The sequence below is a fragment of the Streptomyces sp. NPDC016845 genome, assembly GCF_044332585.1.
GTDB lineage: Bacteria > Actinomycetota > Actinomycetes > Streptomycetales > Streptomycetaceae > Streptomyces.
The window spans coordinates 22,688-39,910 of the sequence record NZ_JBIRPI010000013.1; the positions used below are offsets into that span (position 1 = coordinate 22,688).

At 71.8% G+C, this 17,223-nt stretch carries 18 protein-coding genes; 12 read left to right on the forward strand and 6 right to left on the reverse strand.

Translation table 11 applies throughout. The features are described from left to right. Positions 1 to 5 precede the first annotated feature (5 nt). A complete protein-coding gene (locus tag ACH4RC_RS26855; RefSeq protein ID WP_398205505.1) occupies positions 6 to 1,652 on the forward strand; it encodes a purine-cytosine permease family protein in 1,647 nt (548 codons plus the stop codon). 2 nt (positions 1,653 to 1,654) lie between these two features. Here the strand turns inward: ACH4RC_RS26855 and ACH4RC_RS26860 are convergent, their stop codons facing one another. Then, on the reverse strand, positions 1,655 to 2,395 hold the full coding sequence (locus ACH4RC_RS26860; protein ID WP_398205506.1) for an SOS response-associated peptidase: 741 nt from the start codon (positions 2,393 to 2,395) through the stop codon (positions 1,655 to 1,657). Between the two features lie 276 nt (positions 2,396 to 2,671). On the opposite strand from ACH4RC_RS26860, the gene ACH4RC_RS26865 reads away from it, so the two are divergent. From ACH4RC_RS26865 to ACH4RC_RS26875, 3 genes are all read left to right on the forward strand, one after another. Continuing rightward, positions 2,672 to 2,857, forward strand: a complete 186-nt coding sequence (locus ACH4RC_RS26865; RefSeq protein ID WP_398205508.1) for a hypothetical protein — start codon at positions 2,672 to 2,674, stop codon at positions 2,855 to 2,857. 41 nt (positions 2,858 to 2,898) lie between these two features. After that, positions 2,899 to 3,414 (forward strand): DinB family protein, encoded by a 516-nt coding sequence (locus tag ACH4RC_RS26870; protein WP_398205510.1) that lies wholly within the window; start codon positions 2,899 to 2,901, stop codon positions 3,412 to 3,414. A gap of 140 nt (positions 3,415 to 3,554) precedes the next feature. After that, on the forward strand, positions 3,555 to 4,523 hold the full coding sequence (locus tag ACH4RC_RS26875; protein ID WP_398205512.1) for an alpha/beta hydrolase family protein: 969 nt from the start codon (positions 3,555 to 3,557) through the stop codon (positions 4,521 to 4,523). 89 nt (positions 4,524 to 4,612) lie between these two features. On the opposite strand, the gene ACH4RC_RS26880 is transcribed toward ACH4RC_RS26875, so the two are convergent. Beyond that, complete coding sequence (locus ACH4RC_RS26880; protein ID WP_398205514.1) at positions 4,613 to 4,801, reverse strand: hypothetical protein; 189 nt, start codon at positions 4,799 to 4,801, stop codon at positions 4,613 to 4,615. A gap of 283 nt (positions 4,802 to 5,084) precedes the next feature. On the opposite strand from ACH4RC_RS26880, the gene ACH4RC_RS26885 reads away from it, so the two are divergent. From ACH4RC_RS26885 to ACH4RC_RS26900, 4 genes are all read left to right on the forward strand, one after another. After that, positions 5,085 to 5,222, forward strand: a complete 138-nt coding sequence (locus ACH4RC_RS26885; protein ID WP_398205516.1) for an azolemycin family RiPP peptide — start codon at positions 5,085 to 5,087, stop codon at positions 5,220 to 5,222. An 89-nt stretch (positions 5,223 to 5,311) separates the two neighbouring features. Continuing rightward, positions 5,312 to 7,456, forward strand: coding sequence for a YcaO-like family protein (locus tag ACH4RC_RS26890; RefSeq protein WP_398205518.1), 2,145 nt, complete (start codon positions 5,312 to 5,314; stop codon positions 7,454 to 7,456). A gap of 49 nt (positions 7,457 to 7,505) precedes the next feature. Beyond that, the gene (locus ACH4RC_RS26895; RefSeq protein WP_398205520.1) at positions 7,506 to 8,579 is read left to right on the forward strand and encodes a SagB family peptide dehydrogenase; all 1,074 of its coding nucleotides are present in this window, start codon (positions 7,506 to 7,508) and stop codon (positions 8,577 to 8,579) included. 336 nt (positions 8,580 to 8,915) lie between these two features. Beyond that, a complete protein-coding gene (locus tag ACH4RC_RS26900) occupies positions 8,916 to 9,581 on the forward strand; it encodes an MSMEG_1061 family FMN-dependent PPOX-type flavoprotein (RefSeq protein WP_398205521.1) in 666 nt (221 codons plus the stop codon). Positions 9,582 to 9,865: 284 nt separating this feature from the next. On the opposite strand, the gene ACH4RC_RS26905 is transcribed toward ACH4RC_RS26900, so the two are convergent. Further along, positions 9,866 to 10,903, reverse strand: coding sequence for a sulfotransferase (locus tag ACH4RC_RS26905; protein WP_398205522.1), 1,038 nt, complete (start codon positions 10,901 to 10,903; stop codon positions 9,866 to 9,868). 148 nt (positions 10,904 to 11,051) lie between these two features. On the opposite strand from ACH4RC_RS26905, the gene ACH4RC_RS26910 reads away from it, so the two are divergent. Together ACH4RC_RS26910 and ACH4RC_RS26915 are read left to right on the forward strand one after the other, a co-directional pair. Then, positions 11,052 to 11,501, forward strand: coding sequence for a universal stress protein (locus ACH4RC_RS26910; RefSeq protein WP_398205523.1), 450 nt, complete (start codon positions 11,052 to 11,054; stop codon positions 11,499 to 11,501). Beyond that, positions 11,498 to 12,529 carry an adenylate cyclase regulatory domain-containing protein gene (locus ACH4RC_RS26915; protein ID WP_398205525.1) on the forward strand — a complete coding sequence of 344 codons (1,032 nt, stop codon included), beginning with the start codon at positions 11,498 to 11,500 and terminating at the stop codon, positions 12,527 to 12,529. The genes ACH4RC_RS26910 and ACH4RC_RS26915 overlap by 4 nt, the downstream gene beginning before the upstream one ends. A 12-nt stretch (positions 12,530 to 12,541) precedes the next feature. Here the strand turns inward: ACH4RC_RS26915 and ACH4RC_RS26920 are convergent, their stop codons facing one another. After that, the gene (locus ACH4RC_RS26920; protein ID WP_398205527.1) at positions 12,542 to 13,003 is read right to left on the reverse strand and encodes a lipocalin-like domain-containing protein; all 462 of its coding nucleotides are present in this window, start codon (positions 13,001 to 13,003) and stop codon (positions 12,542 to 12,544) included. 142 nt (positions 13,004 to 13,145) lie between these two features. Further along, the gene (locus tag ACH4RC_RS26925; RefSeq protein WP_398205529.1) at positions 13,146 to 14,501 is read right to left on the reverse strand and encodes a lipase family protein; all 1,356 of its coding nucleotides are present in this window, start codon (positions 14,499 to 14,501) and stop codon (positions 13,146 to 13,148) included. A 216-nt stretch (positions 14,502 to 14,717) separates the two neighbouring features. On the opposite strand from ACH4RC_RS26925, the gene ACH4RC_RS26930 reads away from it, so the two are divergent. Continuing rightward, a complete protein-coding gene (locus ACH4RC_RS26930) occupies positions 14,718 to 15,560 on the forward strand; it encodes a maleylpyruvate isomerase family mycothiol-dependent enzyme (RefSeq protein WP_398205531.1) in 843 nt (280 codons plus the stop codon). Positions 15,561 to 15,564: 4 nt separating this feature from the next. Here the strand turns inward: ACH4RC_RS26930 and ACH4RC_RS26935 are convergent, their stop codons facing one another. Beyond that, on the reverse strand, positions 15,565 to 16,143 hold the full coding sequence (locus ACH4RC_RS26935; protein ID WP_398205532.1) for a TetR/AcrR family transcriptional regulator: 579 nt from the start codon (positions 16,141 to 16,143) through the stop codon (positions 15,565 to 15,567). Between the two features lie 138 nt (positions 16,144 to 16,281). On the opposite strand from ACH4RC_RS26935, the gene ACH4RC_RS26940 reads away from it, so the two are divergent. After that, on the forward strand, positions 16,282 to 17,040 hold the full coding sequence (locus ACH4RC_RS26940; protein ID WP_398205534.1) for an SDR family oxidoreductase: 759 nt from the start codon (positions 16,282 to 16,284) through the stop codon (positions 17,038 to 17,040). Positions 17,041 to 17,223 lie beyond the last annotated feature (183 nt).

The window sequence follows — 17,223 nt, forward strand, 5'->3', positions numbered from 1 at the left end:
CCGGCATGAGCACGACCGCGTCACGACGGACCACGACCGACACCCCGAAGGCCGACTCCGACCAGGCGGTACGGGAGACCCTGGAGGACTACACCCTCCGCTTCGCGCCCCGCAGTTACCGCCGCTGGACCCCCATGGTCGTGGCCACCACCGCTCTCGGCGGCATCGCGTACATGGCCGACTTCTCCATCGGCGCAGGCATCGGCCTGACCCACGGCACCGGCAACGCGCTGCTCGCGATCGCCGTCGCCGCGGTCGTCATCTTCGTCACCGGCCTCCCGCTGGCGTACTACGGCGCCCGCTACAACATCGACCTCGACCTGATCACCCGCGGCTCCGGCTTCGGCTACTACGGCTCGGTCCTCACCAGCGTCATCTTCGCCAGCTTCACCTTCATCTTCTTCGCCCTCGAAGGCTCGATCATGGCGCAAGGCCTGGAGCTCGGCCTCGGACTTCCGCTGTGGCTGGGCTACTTGGTCTCCACGCTCATGGTGATCCCACTGGTGATCTACGGCATGAAGGCGCTGAGCAAGCTCCAGGTGTGGACGACGCCGGTCTGGCTGCTGCTGATGGTCGGCCCGCTCGTCTACCTCGTCGCCACCGACCCCGGCACGGTCGACCGCTTTCTCGCCTACACCGGTACGGACGGCGACGGCGGCGTGAACACCGCCTCCGTACTCCTCGGCGCCGGCGTCTGCCTCTCCCTCATCGCGCAGATCGGCGAGCAGATCGACTACCTGCGCTTCATGCCGCCCAAGACCGAGGCGAACAAGCGCGGCTGGTGGACCGCGGTCGTCATGGCCGGCCCCGGCTGGGTGGTGCTCGGCGCGCTGAAGCAGGCGATCGGCGTCTTCCTCGCCGTATACATCCTCGCCGAGGTGGGTCCGGACGTCGCGCCCGAACCGATCCAGCAGTTCAAGGGAGCCTTCGACGCGATGCTGCCCTCCTGGCTGGTGCTGCCGCTGGCCGTGATCCTCGTCGTGATCAGCCAGATCAAGATCAACGTGACGAACGCCTACTCCGGCTCCCTGGCCTGGACGAACTCCTTCACCCGCGTCACCAGGCACTACCCGGGGCGGATGGTCTTCGTCCTCGTCAACCTCGGCTTCGCGCTCGCGCTGATGGAGGCCGACATGTTCAGCTTCCTCAACAGCATCCTGAGCTTCTACTCGAACTGCGCCATCGCCTGGGTCGTCACCGTGGCGACCGACATCGGCGTCAACAAGTACCTGCTGAAGCTGTCCCCGCTCACCCCGGAGTTCCGCCGCGGCATGCTCTACGCCGTCAACCCGGTGGGTGTGGTCTCCTTCGTCGCCGCGTCCGGCCTGTCCATCGCGATGTACTTCCACGCCCTCGGCGACACCCTGCAGCCGTACTCACCCGTCGCCGCGGTCGTCATCGCCTTCGTCCTCACCCCGGTCATGGCGATCGTCACGAAGGGCAGGTACTACCTGCGCCGCGCCGACGACGGCATCGACACACCCGCACTCGACCCCGACGGCAACCCGAGCGCGGTCACCCTCGACTGCCACGTCTGCCACCAGTCCTACGAGCGCCCCGACCTGGCCGCCTGCATCACGCACGGCGCCGCGGTCTGCTCCCTGTGCCTGAGCACGGACAAGGTCGGCGACCATGTGCTGCCGGCCGGCTGAGCTCAGCCGGCGCTGTCCAGGAGCTGCGGCCCGTTGTTGCGGACGTTGTTCACGGCGGTGGAGACGGCGAGCGTCTTCAGGTGGCCGTCCGCGGGCCGGGTGAGCAGGGCGCGCAGGTCGTCGGTGTCCTGGTGGGCGGGGTCGAGCCAGGTGTCGTAGTGCTCGGGGTTGAGGGCGAGCGGCATGCGCGGGTGGATGCGGCCGGCTTCGTCGGTGGCCTCGGTGGTGATGATGGTGGTGGTCATCAGCCAGGCGTCGGGGTCGTCGTCGCCGGTGACGTCGGGGTTGCGCCAGTACTCGTACAGGCCCGCGAGCGCCATCACGGACTCGTCGGCGGGGTGGATGAAGTACGGCTGCTTGCGCGTCTTGCCGGTGGACTCGTCCTTGACGGGGTCCCATTCGTAGAAGCCGTCGGCCGGGAGCAGGCAGCGGCGCCTGGCGAAGGCGGTGCGGAAGGCGGGCTTCTCGTGGACCGTCTCCACCCGCGCGTTGATCATGCGCGCGCCGATCTTCGGGTCCTTCGCCCACGAGGGCACGAGCCCCCACCGCAGGGCGCGCAACTGGCGGCCGGCCCGGTCGGGCCCGTGCCCGTGCCCGGCTGAGCGTTCCAGGACCGCGTACACCGCGTCGGTGGGCGCGACGTTCCAGCTCGGTTCGACCACTTCCTCCGGTCGCCACTCCTGCACGTCGAACAGGCGGGAGAGGTCCTGGGGGCCACGGGTGGAGACATATCGACCGCACATACCGCCACTGTGCCACCGCTGGCGCCGCTATGTGTCGATCGCGGCGGGCTCGCGGGAGTCGACGTCCGCCATGAAGTACGTCCGCCATGAAGTCGCGCATCCGGGCGTTGACCGCCTCGGGGTGGTCGATCCGCGGTCCGTGGCCCGTCGCGGCGACGATCTCGGTGCGGGCGCCGGTCACCAGGCGCGGCACCCGCTCCGGTTGCCGCTCCGGGTGTACGAGCAGACTGCGCTTGCCCATGATCACGTAGAGCGGGGTCCTCGCGACTGCGCGCCGTGCACGGCCCCGCCGCCCCGGACGGTGCCGCCGGCGCCGGGCCCCACCTCGCCCGCGTCCTCCACGACCTGGCCACCGCACCGCAGCCGACCTGGGCCTGGCCGCTGCCCGGCGGCGAGCGGCAGTGGCGTCGTATCGCGCGCGAGGTGGCGGCCGACTGGTGTCCGACGGGCCATCAGCCGTAAATGCGGCGGCGGTTGCCGACCGAGCGCCCTACCGTGCGGGCATGACACCTTCACTCGAGCGTCCCCCTTTCCAGGCCGACGAGCGCACCGCGATCATCGGCTGGCTCGATCTGCAACGGCAGATCCTGCGCTGGAAATGCGAGGGGCTGAGCGAGGCCGACGCGCATCGCTCCGTCATACCGACCTCCCCGGCGATGACGATGGCCGGGCTCGTCAGCCATATGCGGTGGGTCGAGCACACCTGGCTGGACGTGGTGTTCCTCGGCGGCGACAAGACGCGGAACCCGTCCTTCGACGAGACGCAGGAGGACGCCGAGTGGCGCACCGACGGCGTCCCCTTGAAACAGCTGCTCACGGAGTACGAGGCCCAGTGCGTCCGGAGCAACGCGATCGTGGCGGCGGCCTCCCTCGACGACACCGGCCGCCACCCCGACTTCCACTCCGCCAAGGCCAGTCTGCGGTGGATGCTCCTCCATCTCATAGAGGAGACCGGACGCCACGCGGGGCACGCGGACATCGTGCGTGAACTGCTCGACGGGGCGAAGGGCTACTACTAGGGTCTCCGCCCCAGACCTGCCGTCGCGCACCCGCGTTGCAAAGCGGAGCAGTGTTCCATATTATCTGGAGCACCGCTCCGCTTCTCGTGCTGGGCGGCGGCCATCCCGGAGCAGACAGACCCGAAGGACTGATGAAGCGCATGAGCAACAGCGCCCCCGCATCAACCGACACCCCGATCGTGCGCGCCTTGGACGAGATCGTCGGCACCGGCGACCGCGTCGTGTCCGTCGCCCCCGTCGCGCTGGACGCACCCGGCCGGGCCTACCCCCTGGAGGTACGGGCCTCCGCGCCGTCGACCGGTGAGAACCTGCCGGTCCTGCTGTTCTCGCACGGCAACGGCTGGAACCTCGACGGCTACGCCCCGCTGACGGCCTTCTGGGCGTCGCGCGGCTTCGTCGTCGTACAGCCGACCCACCTGGACTCCCGGCGGAACGGCATCTCCTTCGAGGACGCGGAGTTCGGACGGATCTGGACCGAACGGCGTGCGGACCTGGTCCGCGTCCTCGATCGATTCGACACCGTCGAGGCGGCCGTGCCAGGACTCGCCGGACGGGTGGACCGGAGCCGGGTCGTCGTCGCCGGCCACTCCTGGGGAGCGCAGACGGCCCAGATGCTGCTCGGCGCCCGCATACTCGACGCAGACGGAAAGGCCGGCCAGGACCTCGCGGACCAGCGGGTCGAGGCCGGTGTGCTGCTGGCCGCGACCGGGATCGGCGGCGACGAGCTGCATCCGTTCGCCAAGGAGCACTTCCCGTTCATGAACCCGTCCTTCGCCGAGCTGACCACGCCGACGCTCGTGGTCGCCGGTGACCACGACCGGTCCGCGATGTCCAGCCGCGGCCCCGACTGGTTCACCGACGCCTACACGCACAGCCCCGGAGCCACCGACCTGCTCACCCTGTTCGGCGCGGAACACTCCTTGGGCGGCATCCCGAACTGGGAGGCGGCGGAGACCACGGACGAGAACCCGGAACGCGTAGCCGTCCTCCAGCGCCTGACCACCGCCTACCTGCGCAGCGCACTCGACTCCCTGGACACCGGCTGGAAAAGGGCCGTATCCGCCCTCGCCGACGCGGGAACGACGATCGGCCGCGTAGACGGCAAGTAGCGCCCCGGCACGCTCTCCGGCGTTCCGCCGGGCCATTGTCCTCAGCGAGGGCGGCGCGGCCGGAAGGAGCAGCGCGCCCGCCCCTCCCGTCAGCGGCTGCGGCGCAGCAGCGCGGCTGTCGCCTTCAGGGCCTCACGCTGTGTCCGGCTCTGGCGCACCAGGTCGCGGGCGCGCAGGCGAAGTTCGGCCGAGCGTCTCCTGATGCTCCGGGCCTCGTGGCGCGCCTCGTTCAGATCCGCCCTGCCGGCCGAGTCGGCGTAACTCTTCGCCTGCACCATCCGGGCCCGCTCTCCCTGGGTCGGCCGTCCTTCCGAACGAGGACGACCACGGTCAACCTACTGGACGGGCCCCAAAGGACGGCGTCCGCGCCTCCTCGCGCCCCCCGGCCGCGCCGCATGGCCTCAACTCCATCCATCAGGGTGGTTAGCCGACGTGGGTCTGTGCCACGGCGTCCGGCGGTCCTTCACTGAAGCGAGCGGGGCGCGACCGGGCCTTCGACTTGGTTCGGTGCCGGTGCGGCCCGTCGGTCCATCAGCTGAGCAATCCCCCAAGGAGGACATCGTGGAACCGACGACCCTGGAGATCGGCATCACCGCCGAGTCCCTGTTCGAGGAGATGACGCTACCGGAGATCGAGGACGCCTTCGCCGGGCACAGCTGCCTCTGCTGGGCGGCCGAGGCAGAGCCGACCCGGGAGTAGCCGCTCCCCGCTCCTGGCCGCAGCGCCGCGGCCAGGAGCACCCCGTGCGGTACGGATCCCGGTTCTCTCTTCGTCGCGGAAGGCAGTACATGGACGCCCAGATCGAGTCACAGCACGAACTGCGAGCCGATGTGCGGCTCGTCCCCCGCGACGACCGGCTCTACGTCTGTGCCAGCACCGAGACCCTCCGGGTCCCCCTGCGACTCCCCCCGCCCACCGACATGGACGACCGGACGACCGTCCGCCTCGACTCGGTGCCCGAGCAGGTGACGCTCGCCCTGCACGAGCGCGGAATGGCGCACGGCAGCGGGCGGGAGGCGCATCCGCTGTACGGAGAGCTGGCGGCGCTCCGCGACCACGAGGTGGCGCTGGTCGCGCCGCAGGCGCTCGGGCCGGAGCTCGGCGCGCAGTTGGCGCTCGCGGGTGTCCGAGCGGTGCCCGAAGGGCAGGAGCGCGCGGCGGCCGTCACGGTGGTCTCCCTCGCCCTCCCCGAGGAACACCTGATGTCCCGGGTACGGGCCGGTCTGGAGACCGGGACGCCGATGGTCACGTATCTCAGCACTCCGACACGGCTGTTCTACGCCACGCTCGCGCCGCCCCACACCGCGTGTGCCGTGTGCGTGGTACGGCGGCTGCGCGCCAACCACACGTGGCAGGCCATCGCCGATCTGCCCCTGGACGTCCTCTTCGGCGCCGCGCACGATCCCGCGTGGCCGAGCGCGCCCGTCACCGTCGGGCTGCTCGCCCACGCCGTGCTCACGCTCCTGGCCGGCTCCGCCGCGCCCGCACAGGGCACCGGCACCCTGACGGAAGTCGCGCACGGCTCGCTCGAACGCACCGGGCATCCCCTTCTCCATCTGCCGAACTGCCCGGCCTGCGGCCATGTCGTCCCGCTGCCCGAACGGCCCGAGGAACCGGCCCGTGCGGACGACACGGCCGGCTGGGAGCGGATGCGCGGCGCCGTCGACCCGCTCACCGGCCTGGTGCCCCAGCTCCGTGTGGAGGAGCGGGACAGCGCGCTGGGCGGCGCCACGTACGCACGCACCGCCGGGATGACGAAGACGCGGTGGTTCTCGCCGGTGTCCGCCGAGGCGCGCGGCGGCGCGGTCAAGAGCGACCCGGTGACGGCGCGGGTCTGCGCGGTGGGCGAGACGATGGAGCGATACGCGGCCGGTGTCTACGACCCCGCGAAGCTCCTGCGCGCGTCCTTCGCGGCGCTGGGCGAGGACGCGGTCGATCCCCGTACGCTGCCGCTGGGTTCGCCCGCGGAGTACGCCCGGCTGGACCGCCTCGCCCCCTGCGACCCGGACGCGGAGATCGACTGGATTCCGGGCCGGTCGCTGAGCACGGGCGCCATCCGCTACGTACCGGCGTGCGCCGTCTACCTGCCCTACCGTTTCCCGCCGGGCCACCGCGCCTGGTACGACCCGATCTCCACCGGCCTTGCCGCGGGCGGCAGTTACCACCACGCGGTGTACGGCGGTCTGATGGAGGCGGTGGAGCGGGACGCGACCGTGCTGTTCTGGGCGAACCGGCTGACCCTGCCCACCCTCGACCTCGACGCGCTGCCCGAGGGACCGGCCCGGGACCTCGTCGTCCGGGTCCGCGCGCAAGGGGTGTCGGTCATGGCCAAGGACCTCACCACCGACCTCGGCATCCCCGCCGTGGGGGTGCGCTTCCTCCGGCACACCGGGCGGCGCCCCGTCACCACGCACGCCGCACGCGCCGACCTGGACCCGCAGGCGGCCCTGCTCGGCGCCCTGGAGGAAGGCTGTCTCGGCTGGGCGGGCGCCCGGCTGTGGCAGGAGCACCTCGACGACGGCGAGGGCATCCCCGGCCCGGACGACGTGCTGACGACGCTGAAGCAGTTCTCGCTCTACTACTGGGCGCCCGACCGGGTGCGGCACCTGGCGTTCTGGGACGAGGGCCCGGTGCGGGCGGCCGCCGCCGCGCGGCCGGGCGCCGGGTTCCCCGCCGACGTGGCGGAGGGCATACAACGCCTGGCCCGGCGCGGCTATGAGGCGGTCGCCGTGGACATCACCCCCGTCGATGTCGCCGAGTGCGGTGTGACGGTCGTCAGGACCGTGGTGCCGGGGCTGTGCCCGATCACCCTGCGCAGCGACTTCCACCGCCGCGGCGGCCCCCGTGTCTTCGAGGCACCGGTCGCGATGGGGGCCCGAAGCATCCCGCTGAGCGAAGAGGAGCTGAACCCGCTGCCGCTGCCCTTCATGTGACCCCGCGCGCCGCACCGGCCGCCTGCCACGCCCACGGAACCGGAGACATGTGAAGCCCTGCGAACCGTCCGCCCCGCCGCAGCGGACTCCGGACGAGATCCGTTACCGGCGCAACCCCGACCTGGTGCTCGAATGGCAGGAGGGATCGGGCGCGGTCCTCGTCGACTGCCGCCGCTGGCGCACGTTCACCGCCCGCCCGCCGCTGCTCTCCCTCCTCGACGTCCTCGCCGCCCCGCTCACCGCCGAACAGGCGCACACCTTGTGGCCCGGCGACGGCAAGGACGCGGAAACGACCCGGCGCCATCTCGACCAGCTGGCCGCGGCCGGCATCATCCACACCTCCGCCGGCCCGGCCCCGGCCGCCCACGGACTGACCCCCTACGAACTCGCCGCCCACGCCCGAGCCGCCCGCGGCCCCGCCCCGCACACCCAGCGCGGAAAGCCGCCTCCCGCACGCCTCCACCACCCCGAAGCCGACGAGACCGTACGACTCGGCGGCGACGACGACTTCCCCAGCCGTCCGCTGCGCACGGTGCTCTCACAACGGCGCTGCCTGCGCGCCTTCGCCCCCGAGCCCCTCCCCCTCGACCTGCTCGGCGCGTTCCTCGCCCGCTCCGCGCGCGTACGGGAGCGCCTCGGCCCGGCCGCATACGAACAGACCCGGCGTCCGTCACCGTCCGGCGGCGGACGGCACAGCGTCGAGATCTACGTCCTCGCGCGCGACGTCGCCGGGCTCTCCCCCGGTATCCACCACTACGACCCGTTCGACCACGCGCTGCACCGGCTGTCCCCGTGGGACGAGAACGCGGCGGCCCTCCTGCACGAGACGGCCACCGCCCCCGGGTACCTGGACGAGGCACCGCCCGTCAGCTTCTACCTCGCCTCCCTCGCCGCCCGCACCGGCTGGAAGTACGAGGGGCTCGCGCTCAGCCTCGTCTACCGCGACACCGGCTGCCTGCTCCAGACCATGTGTCTCACCGCGACGGACCTGGGCCTGGCCGCCTGCCCCACCGGCATCATGCGCCCCACCGCCGCAGCCGCCTTCCTGGGACCGCACCGGCACAGTCTGCTGCACGTGGGCAGCCTCGCGCTGGGCCAGACTGACGGAGACGCCGAGCCCTGAGGTGCGAGCGCCGCTGCGGTGGGCGCTGGATCGGATCAGCGAGGATTTGCCGCACAGGAGGACGGGCTCCTCCTTCGTCGCCGAGCACCTGGCCGCGGTCATGTTCGTCCACGTCCTGCGGCTGCGCCTCGCCGACGACCCACGTACGACGGTGGGCCTGCCGGCGAGCTGCCGTTCGACGCCGTCTACGCCAGCGCCGGTCAGCCCGGTCTCGACCGCACCGAGCGGCTCGCCAGGACCACGGTCCCCACCCTCGGCATCTCCGCCCCCCGCCGATCCGGTCTTCCCGCCGCCGCACCCCGGCCACCTCGCCGGTCGTCTTCTAATGTCGTCCATATGACGACCGACACCGGGACCACCGGCCTCCTCTTCGAAGCCCTCCGGGCCGACGCCCTGACCAGCCCGGACCAACTGCGCGAGCTCTACCCGCAACCGAACCCGAACTCCCTCCGCAAGGAGACCGACCGCCTCACCGAGGAGACCCGGGCGCTGATCGGCTGCTCCTCGCTGGTGTTCATCGGCAGCGCCGACGCCGAGGGCCGGGCGGACGTGACCCCGCGCGGTGGCCCGGCCGGGTTCGTCTCGGTGCTCGACGAGCGGACCCTGGCGATACCCGACGCGACCGGCAACAAGCGGCTCGACACCCTGCACAACGTGGTGCGGACCGGCCATGCCGGCCTGCTCTTCCTCGTCCCCGGCCGCCCGACCACGCTGCGCGTCAACGGCCGGGCCTGCGTCTCGGCGCACCCGGAGCTGCTCAGCCGGCTCACACCTGTGGGCAAGCCGCCCGTCACGGCGATCGTGGTCCGGATCGACCAGATCTATCCGCACTGCCCGAAGTCGCTGATGCGCGCCGACGCCTGGCGACCGGAGCGATGGCTGTCCGCCGAGGAGCAGCCGAGCAGCGCCCAGGTGACACTGTCCCAGCTGAACCTGCCCGACCTGACCGTCGAGCAGATCGAGGACGCCGAACGCGAGTCGCTGCGCCTGCGCTACGAGTAGACGCGGCCCGAGTGCTCGACGTCAGGTGTGTTCTGCTCCTCCTCTTCCAGGCGCGGCGTGAGCGGGTTGGCCAGGAACACACCCACCAGGAACGTATCGCAGTACCGCGTTCACGAGCCACGCCAGCACGGCGAACCCCGCCGGAATCCGCACCCATCGGCACCACCGGGCACGGAGCACACGGCCCTGACGCGTGGCGAAGTCGATCGCGGCCGGTCGCTCCGCCGGATCCTCCGGGACCTCGCCACGCCGCACCTGGCGGCCCTCGTCCCCCACGCCGACGTCTAACGTCCCGCGCCCAACTCCCGTGCGCCCGGGGCACAGCTCGCCGTCAGCTCGTCCAGTTGCGTGGCTGTCAGTTCCCGCGCCGCGCTGCCCCGGCGGCTGTCGTCGAGTTGGGCGCAGGCGCTGTCCAGCCACGGTGCGTGCGGCTCGACCCCGACGAACGCGGCGAGCCGGGTGAGCTCCGCCCGGGGGTCGTCGAGGAGGTCCTCGTAGGCGAGCACCGCGCGCCGGCCGGCAGGCAGGGTGTCCAGGAAGTGTGCGCCCTGGGTGACGAGTTCGGACCACAGGGCCCCGAAGCGGCGCAGCGGGAGGTCGCGGTCGCGTACGAGCGCGGGGTCGAAGCGCTCGTTCAGCAGGGGGGCCAGATCCGGGGGCAGCGCGCGTACGTGCTCGGGTGTCAGGTCGCCGAAGCTCTCGACGCCCGTACGGTCTCTGATCTCGCGCATCAGGGTGATCACGCGGTAGCCGGGGTGGCGGCTCATCGACAGGGCGCAGTCCGGCCCGTTCCGGTGCAGATGGACGAACCTCCCGTACGGGAAGGCGGCTCGCAGCTTCGGCGCCCACCCCGTCGAGTAGCCGGAGCGTTCCACGACGGCGCTCCGTCCGAAGCGTGCGCTCAACCACGTGAACAGCGCTTCATGGTGCTCGGCCGCGCTCCGGTCGGGCCATCCGACGACCGCCGCGCGGATCTCGTCGAGGAGTGCGTCGGGGTCGTCGGTGAGGTGGGGCAGCACCATGAGGGAGAGGGCCGGGATCCCGGTGGTCCGCGCCGTGTAACGCCCGGGGCGGCGCGTGTAGAGGAACTCGGGCATCAGCAGGTCGCTGCGGATCATGCTCGCGAAGTAGGGGGTGGGCCGGTAAAGGGCTGCCCAGAACTCCGCTCCCGGCAACCGGCCTTCGGGGAAGGCCGTGTCACCGACCGAGGCCATGTACTCGTTGAGGCTCAGTACGTCGGGGTGCGTGTTGAGGATCCGGGACAGGGCGGTGGAACCGCTGCGGCCCGTTCCGATGACGAAGGTCAGCTCAGGCAAGATCACGCTCCGGGGTGTCGGCGGACAGCCCAAGGCTTTCCGGGCGCCGGGCGACGCACACCTTCCAAGACCTACTCCGTCACGTCTTGCCCAGGACATGCACCACGCCCTACCTTACTTCGGGGTAAGTTTACTACTGGGTAAGGGGATTGCCTTGGTCGCCTATCAGACTGTCCTGGTCGGAACGGACGGCTCGGAGTCGTCGTTCGCCGCGGTCGCGAGCGCCGCCCGGCTCGCCGCCGCCTGCGAGGCCGAGCTCGTGATCGCTTGCGCGTACTCCCCGATGCGCGGGACCGAACTGAGCGCCGCACAGGACCAGTTGGGGGCAGAGGCGTACCAGGTGGTGGGCTCGGCGCCCGCCGAGGACACGCTGCGCGTCGCGAGCGACAAGGCGCGGGCGGAGGGCGCGGCGGACGTACGGTCGGTCGCGGTGCAGGACGAACCGGTTCCGGCGCTGGTCCGGGTCGCCCAGGAGTGCTCCGCCGACCTGGTCGTCGTCGGGAACCGGGGACTGCGCTCGCTCACCGGACGCATCCTCGGCTCGGTGCCCGCGGACATCGCCAGGAAGGCCGGCCTCGACGTGCTCATCGTGCACACCACATGAGCGCGGCGGAGCCGAGGCCCGTGCCGGGGGCCACCGGCCCGTCCGGGGCCGATGAACTGCCGCGTGTCATCGAGGAGTTGCTGCTCGGTGGTGGCCGCCTGTGGACGAGACCGGACATCGCCGAACGGTCGGGCGTGCGGCCCGAGCGCTCGGCGCAGATCTGGCGTGCGCTCGGCTTCCCGGTGGTCGACGACGACGCGCGGGTGTTCACCGACGCCGATGTGGACGCGCTGCGCGCGGGCGAACGCCTCATCGCCGCCGGCCTCATCACGGAGGAGAGCGAGACGATGATGGCCCGCGCACTCGGCCACCACCTGTCCCGGCTCGCCGACTGGCAGATGCACACCCTCTGGAACTGGCTCCACCGCGACCCGGGCGCCCCCGAAGGCGAAGCCGCCCTGATGAAGCACGCCGCGGCGCTGCTGCCGGAGCTGGAGCTGTTGCAGCGGCATGTGTGGCGCCGCCATCTCGCGGCCTACGCGGGCCGGATGCTCGACGACGACTCCGCACCGCCGCACGAGGGTGCCGACGTCCGTCATCTGGCCGTGGGCTTCACCGACATGGTCGCCTACACGCGGATGACCCGCGGGCTGGACAGCGGTGAACTCGCCCGTGTCCTCGACCGGTTCGAGAGCCTGACCGGCGACGTGATCGCGGAGGGCCGGGGCAGGGTGGTGAAGACGATCGGCGACGAGGTCCTCTTCGTGTGCGAGTCGGCGTCCGAGGCCGCGGCCGTCGCACTGGAACTCACCGCCCGCTCCCAGGGCGAGCAGATCCTGCCGCACCTGCGGACCGGGCTGGCCCACGGTCCGGTCCTCAACCGCTTCGGCGACGTGTACGGAGCAGCGGTGAACATCGCGGCGCGGCTCACCGCGGTGGCCCGCCCCGACACCGTGCTCGTCGACACGGCGTTCGCGGGCGAGCTGGCGGGCACGACGGCGTACGACCTGAGGGTGCTGCGCCCGGTGTCGGTCCGCGGCTACAGCAGACTGCGCCCCGTCCTGCTGCGTCCGGCCCGCCCTCGATGACCGCGAGCCGGTCTACCGAACCCCTTGTACGTCGAGGGGTTCGCGCCTGCGCCAGGTGAGAACCGGCTGGCCCTGCGCCCGGGCCGGCGGGCGGAGGGTCAGCAGGTCACCGTCCAGCTCGTAGCCGCGACGGAGGACGAGACCCACCCAGGCGGGATCGAAGCTGCACTCCACGTGGTGTTCGACGGTGCGGGAGTCCGGGTCGAGGAGGTAGCGGCCCGCGTAGGCGATGAAGGGCGGGAGCGATGCCGCTCCGGCCTCCGGCCCGGCCTCAGATCCGGCCTCCGAGGGATCGGCCTCCGCGGGGGCCCGCTCAGCCATGAGCTGGGCGGAGACGAGTCCTCGCGGTGTGTAGATGCCGAGGCCTGTCGGATGTGCCCCGAAGGGACGCTCCACCTGCCCGTCGGCTGTCCGTACCTCGAAACTCACCAGGTCCCAGGCGCCGGCCAGTGGCGTCGTCGACGCTTGTGCCATGTCCACCATTCCTTGATCGGTCGCGGGTCTTACGGTCGCGGGTCTTACGGTCGCGGGTCTTCGGGGACGGGAGGGGTGCTCGATATCAGGTCTTGCGCGGCACAACGAGCACCCCCGCCTCCGGATTCCCTACGGGTACTCACTACGGCAGCAGGCAGTTGCCCAGTTCGAGCCGTCCGGCGAAGCGATCACCGAGCCACTTCACCACGTCGTCCTTGGCCTGTTGGTCGGTCAGCAGGTGGTCGCCCGGGTAGAGCTTCCACTGCGTGGTGATCCCGGCGGCGCAGTACGCCCTGCGGGTCGCGTCCTCGGTCTCCGTGGGGATGACCTCCTCGAGCATGCCGCGGTACTGCAGGACCGGGAACTTGATCTCGTGGCGGGCACCGGAACCCTTGCGGCCGATCCCCGTCCCGAGCTTCTGCTCGTCGACGACCTGGCCCCACGTCTTGCCGTCGGTGCCGGTCAGGGCGTAGATCTGCTCCAGCGACAGACCTCGCTCGGTGTAACCCGCCAGCTTCTGGCCCGCGAAGCCGGCGATGGTACCGGCCAGGCACAGCGACTTGGCCCTGGCGACGGCGGACCGGCCCGAGCTGTTGAGCAGTTCGTCGAACGGCATGGCCGGGTGCGAGGCCGCGAGTCCGATCACGGCGTCGGCGAGGAATCCGGCGAAGGCGCCTCCGTCGAGCCCCTTGGCCACCACCCTCAGGTCGCCCGGGACGCCGCCCGACGCATCGCCGACGACGTTGAGCTCCGGCGCGTACGAACTCGCCAGCTGGGCCGCCCACAGACTGGCCGCGCCGCCTTCGGAGTAGCCCCACAGGCCGACCGGCGCGGACCTGGCGACACCGCTGCCGGGCACCTCCGACGCGGCGCGCACGACGTCGAGCAGGGCGTGCCCCGCGTCGCCCCCGGAGACGTAGGGGTGGGTCTGGCCCGCCAGGTAACCGGCGCCGTCCGTCGCCGCGACCGCGTAACCGGCCTTGAGGAGCGCGGCGATGTTCTCGCCCTCGTACATGTCCTGGTAGGCGCCGGACAGTTGCCTGGAGAAGGCGCACTGCGGCCCGAGTCCCAGCGTGCCCGGGTTGAAGGCGACGACCGGCCTGCCGCCGGGGCCGCGCCAGGCCGCGTCGGGGACGGCGACCGTGCCGGACACGGCGACCGGGGCGCCCGTGTTGTCCTCGGAGCCGTACTGCACCTTCCACGCGTGCAGGGGGATCGAGCCGGGCACGTGCGGCAGGCTCGTCGCCCTACAGGCGATGACGCCGCCCGGGGCAGCGGCGACGGTGGCGGGCGGCCGGTAGATGTCCGCGTCGCTCGCGGTGCAGGTGGTGGCGGCGGTCGCGGCGGCGGTACGGGGTGCCGCGTCGGCCGTCGTCGCGGGCGCGACGAGCGCGCCGCCCGCCAGAGCGGCGGCGAGCAGCGGACCGAGGGCCCGCGCATTGTGCGCTCGTGCTCGGCTCGCCCGTGATCCGCTGACGCTCGTTCCTGGTCTGCGCACCTTGTACTCCCTGAGGTCGGTTGGTCGCGATCGGCTGAGGTCCGTGCACACGGTCGAGGTCGGTCGACCGTTGTGGTCACCGTGAGGCTCGCAGCGGCGGCACGGGCTCGATAGTCAGCGGAGCCACACCCTTGCCCTCTGAAACTGTGCGTGCGGCGCAAGCGGTACGTGAGTATTCGATGGCGGGTCACGGCTGCCGGCTGACACGCTGCGGCCATGAACCCTGAGACCCAGGGCGTGCCCGGCACCGCCTGGCTGGGCCGCCCGATCGACGCGCGCGCGCTGTTCGGCCCGGAACTCCGTGCGCTGCTCGGGACGTTGCGTGGCCTGGCGCCTTCCGACTGGAGCAGGGCGGCGGCCGGGCGCTGGACGGTGCACGACGTCGCCGCGCATCTCCTCGGTGACTGCTACGGACGTCTCGGCGAGGCAGACCGGAACGGTTTCGCCGAGGACGAGACGGTCGAGGCGTTCATCCACCGCACGAACCAGGAGTGGGTCGACCTGCACGCGGAGGACAGCCCCGCTTCGCTCGTCGACGCGCTGGCGGACGCGGGCACCCGACTCGCCCGGCAGTTCGCCACGGCCGACCTCGACGCGACCGCTCCGGGCGTCTCATGGGCGGGCGTGGACCCCGCGCCCGCGTGGCTGGACATCGCGCGGGAGTTCTCCGAGCACTGGACGCACCGCCAGCAGATCCGCCACGCGGTCGGCCGTGGCACCGACCCCGAGCCGCGCGCTTCGACCGTGGTCGTCGACACCTTCATGCGGGCTCTGCCGCACACGCTCCGGCCCATGTCGGCGCCGACCGGTGCCCAGGTCAGGGTGGCCGTCGAGGGCCCGGCGGGTGGCGCGTGGGTGGCGACCGCCACGACGGACGGGTGGTCCTTGGCCGAAGCGGCACATGACCACCCCGTGGCGGCCGTGGTGATGGACACGGAGACGGCATGGCGCCTGGCCACGCGGCACATCGACCCCGCCTGTGCCCTCTCCCGCGCCCGTGTGCGAGGAGAGCTCCGGCTCGCGCAGGCCGCGTGCCGGATCGTGTCCGTCGTCCACTGACTTTCTACTGAGGCCGTACGAGGGAATCGGCGAGGCGGACTGCCTCCCGTTCACCCAGCGGGGCGTGGCCGAGGAGGAAGCGGTACCAGAAGACCCCGTACACCTGATCCACCATCAGGTCGAGGTCGCTGTCCGGTGGCAGCTCACCACGTTCGCGGCCGCGCGCGAACACCTCGCGCAGTGCTGTGCGGCGCGCCTGGGTGAACTCCCGCATGAGGTCGGCCAGGTGGGGGTCGCGGGCGGCCTCCTGCACCAGGGTCCGCAGGGCGGGGCCGACCGGGGCCGCCTGCGCCTGCGTGAACGTCGACGCGATCAGAGCCCGCAGATCGTCGCTCAGCGAACCGGAGTCCGGTACGGACACGGTCCGCTCCGCGCGGTCTGTCAGCGCGTCGAGCAGCACCGCGCCCTTCGAGGGCCACCACCGGTAGAGCGTCTGTTTGCCGACCCCCGCCTCCCGCGCGATGGCGTCGACGCCGACGGGTGCGCCGTCCGCGTCCGCGATCAGCCGCAGAGCCGCGTCGAGGACGGCCCGGCGCGCTTCCTCGTTGCGACGGCGTCCCGTGTGGGCCCGTTCGGCGCTCATCGCCGTCACCTCACCTACATCGTTGTCTGCTCCAACCTCTTGACGAGACTATCAGTCTCGGCAATACTCGCCTTACCGAGACTGACGGTCTCGACAAAGACCCGCGGCTCTCCGCCGACACGAGAAGACGGATTCACGATGACCTCCGCAGCACCCTCCCCCTCCTCCACTACCTCCACCACCACTCACGCCGTCGTCATGGGCGGCAGCTCGGGTATCGGCGAAGCCACCGCCGCGCTCTTCGCCAGTAGCGGCGCCGAGGTCACGATCACCGGCCGCGACCGGACCAAGCTCGACGAGGCCGCGGCCCGGATCGGCGGCAAGACCTCCACGTACCGCATGGACGCCACCGACCCGACGGACATCGACGCCTTCTTCGCCACCACCGCCCCCATCGACCATTTGGTCATCGCGGTCAGCGGCGCGGCGGGCAGCGGCCCGTTCGCCACCCTGGACCTGGCCGAGCTCGCGCACGGCTTCGACGCGAAGTTCTGGCCCCAACTGCGCATCCTGCAGGCGGCGTTAGGGCACCTGACCGAGCGCGCCTCCGTCACCTTCATCACGGCCGCCTCGGCCCGCGCCGCCTTCCCCGGCACCTCCGGCCTGGCCGCGATCAACGGGGCCCTGGAGGCGATGATCCCGCCCCTCGCCGTCGAACTCGCCCCGCGCCGTATCAACGCCGTCTCCCCCGGCGTCATCGACACCCCCTGGTGGGACCGCGTCCCGGCCGAGCAGCGCGCGGAACTGTTCGCGGGGCTCGCGAAGACCACCCCCGTGGGCCGCGTCGGCACCCCCGGCGAGGTTGCGGCGGCCATCAACTCCCTCGCCACGAACGGCTTCATCACCGGCGTGGTGCTGGACTGCACGGGCGGCGCGAACCTGGCGACGGGACGCTGACCGGCACCGCGAGCCGCGGCCACGCGCCCCGGTCGAGCCGGCGGTCGACGCCCGTTCGCCAAGTGCGGTGCCCCCGAACCCGTAGACGGGTTCGGGGGCACCGCGGCGCCGACACCTCAGCCTGTGCAGTTGTCAGGACGCCACACATACCGGACGTCCGGTTCACGTTCCCCGTTGCGGTGG

Coding starts and splice junctions, on each gene's coding strand:
- ACH4RC_RS26915 (WP_398205525.1), top strand. CDS start 11,498: ATGAGCGCGGCGGAGCCGAGGCCCGTGCCGGGGGCCACCGGCCCGTCC.
- ACH4RC_RS26940 (WP_398205534.1), top strand. CDS start 16,282: ATGACCTCCGCAGCACCCTCCCCCTCCTCCACTACCTCCACCACCACT.
- ACH4RC_RS26900 (WP_398205521.1), top strand. CDS start 8,916: ATGACGACCGACACCGGGACCACCGGCCTCCTCTTCGAAGCCCTCCGG.
- ACH4RC_RS26875 (WP_398205512.1), top strand. CDS start 3,555: ATGAGCAACAGCGCCCCCGCATCAACCGACACCCCGATCGTGCGCGCC.
- ACH4RC_RS26870 (WP_398205510.1), top strand. CDS start 2,899: ATGACACCTTCACTCGAGCGTCCCCCTTTCCAGGCCGACGAGCGCACC.
- ACH4RC_RS26935 (WP_398205532.1), bottom strand. CDS start 16,143: ATGAGCGCCGAACGGGCCCACACGGGACGCCGTCGCAACGAGGAAGCG.
- ACH4RC_RS26930 (WP_398205531.1), top strand. CDS start 14,718: ATGAACCCTGAGACCCAGGGCGTGCCCGGCACCGCCTGGCTGGGCCGC.
- ACH4RC_RS26920 (WP_398205527.1), bottom strand. CDS start 13,003: ATGGCACAAGCGTCGACGACGCCACTGGCCGGCGCCTGGGACCTGGTG.
- ACH4RC_RS26880 (WP_398205514.1), bottom strand. CDS start 4,801: ATGGTGCAGGCGAAGAGTTACGCCGACTCGGCCGGCAGGGCGGATCTG.
- ACH4RC_RS26890 (WP_398205518.1), top strand. CDS start 5,312: ATGGACGCCCAGATCGAGTCACAGCACGAACTGCGAGCCGATGTGCGG.
- ACH4RC_RS26860 (WP_398205506.1), bottom strand. CDS start 2,395: ATGTGCGGTCGATATGTCTCCACCCGTGGCCCCCAGGACCTCTCCCGC.
- ACH4RC_RS26855 (WP_398205505.1), top strand. CDS start 6: ATGAGCACGACCGCGTCACGACGGACCACGACCGACACCCCGAAGGCC.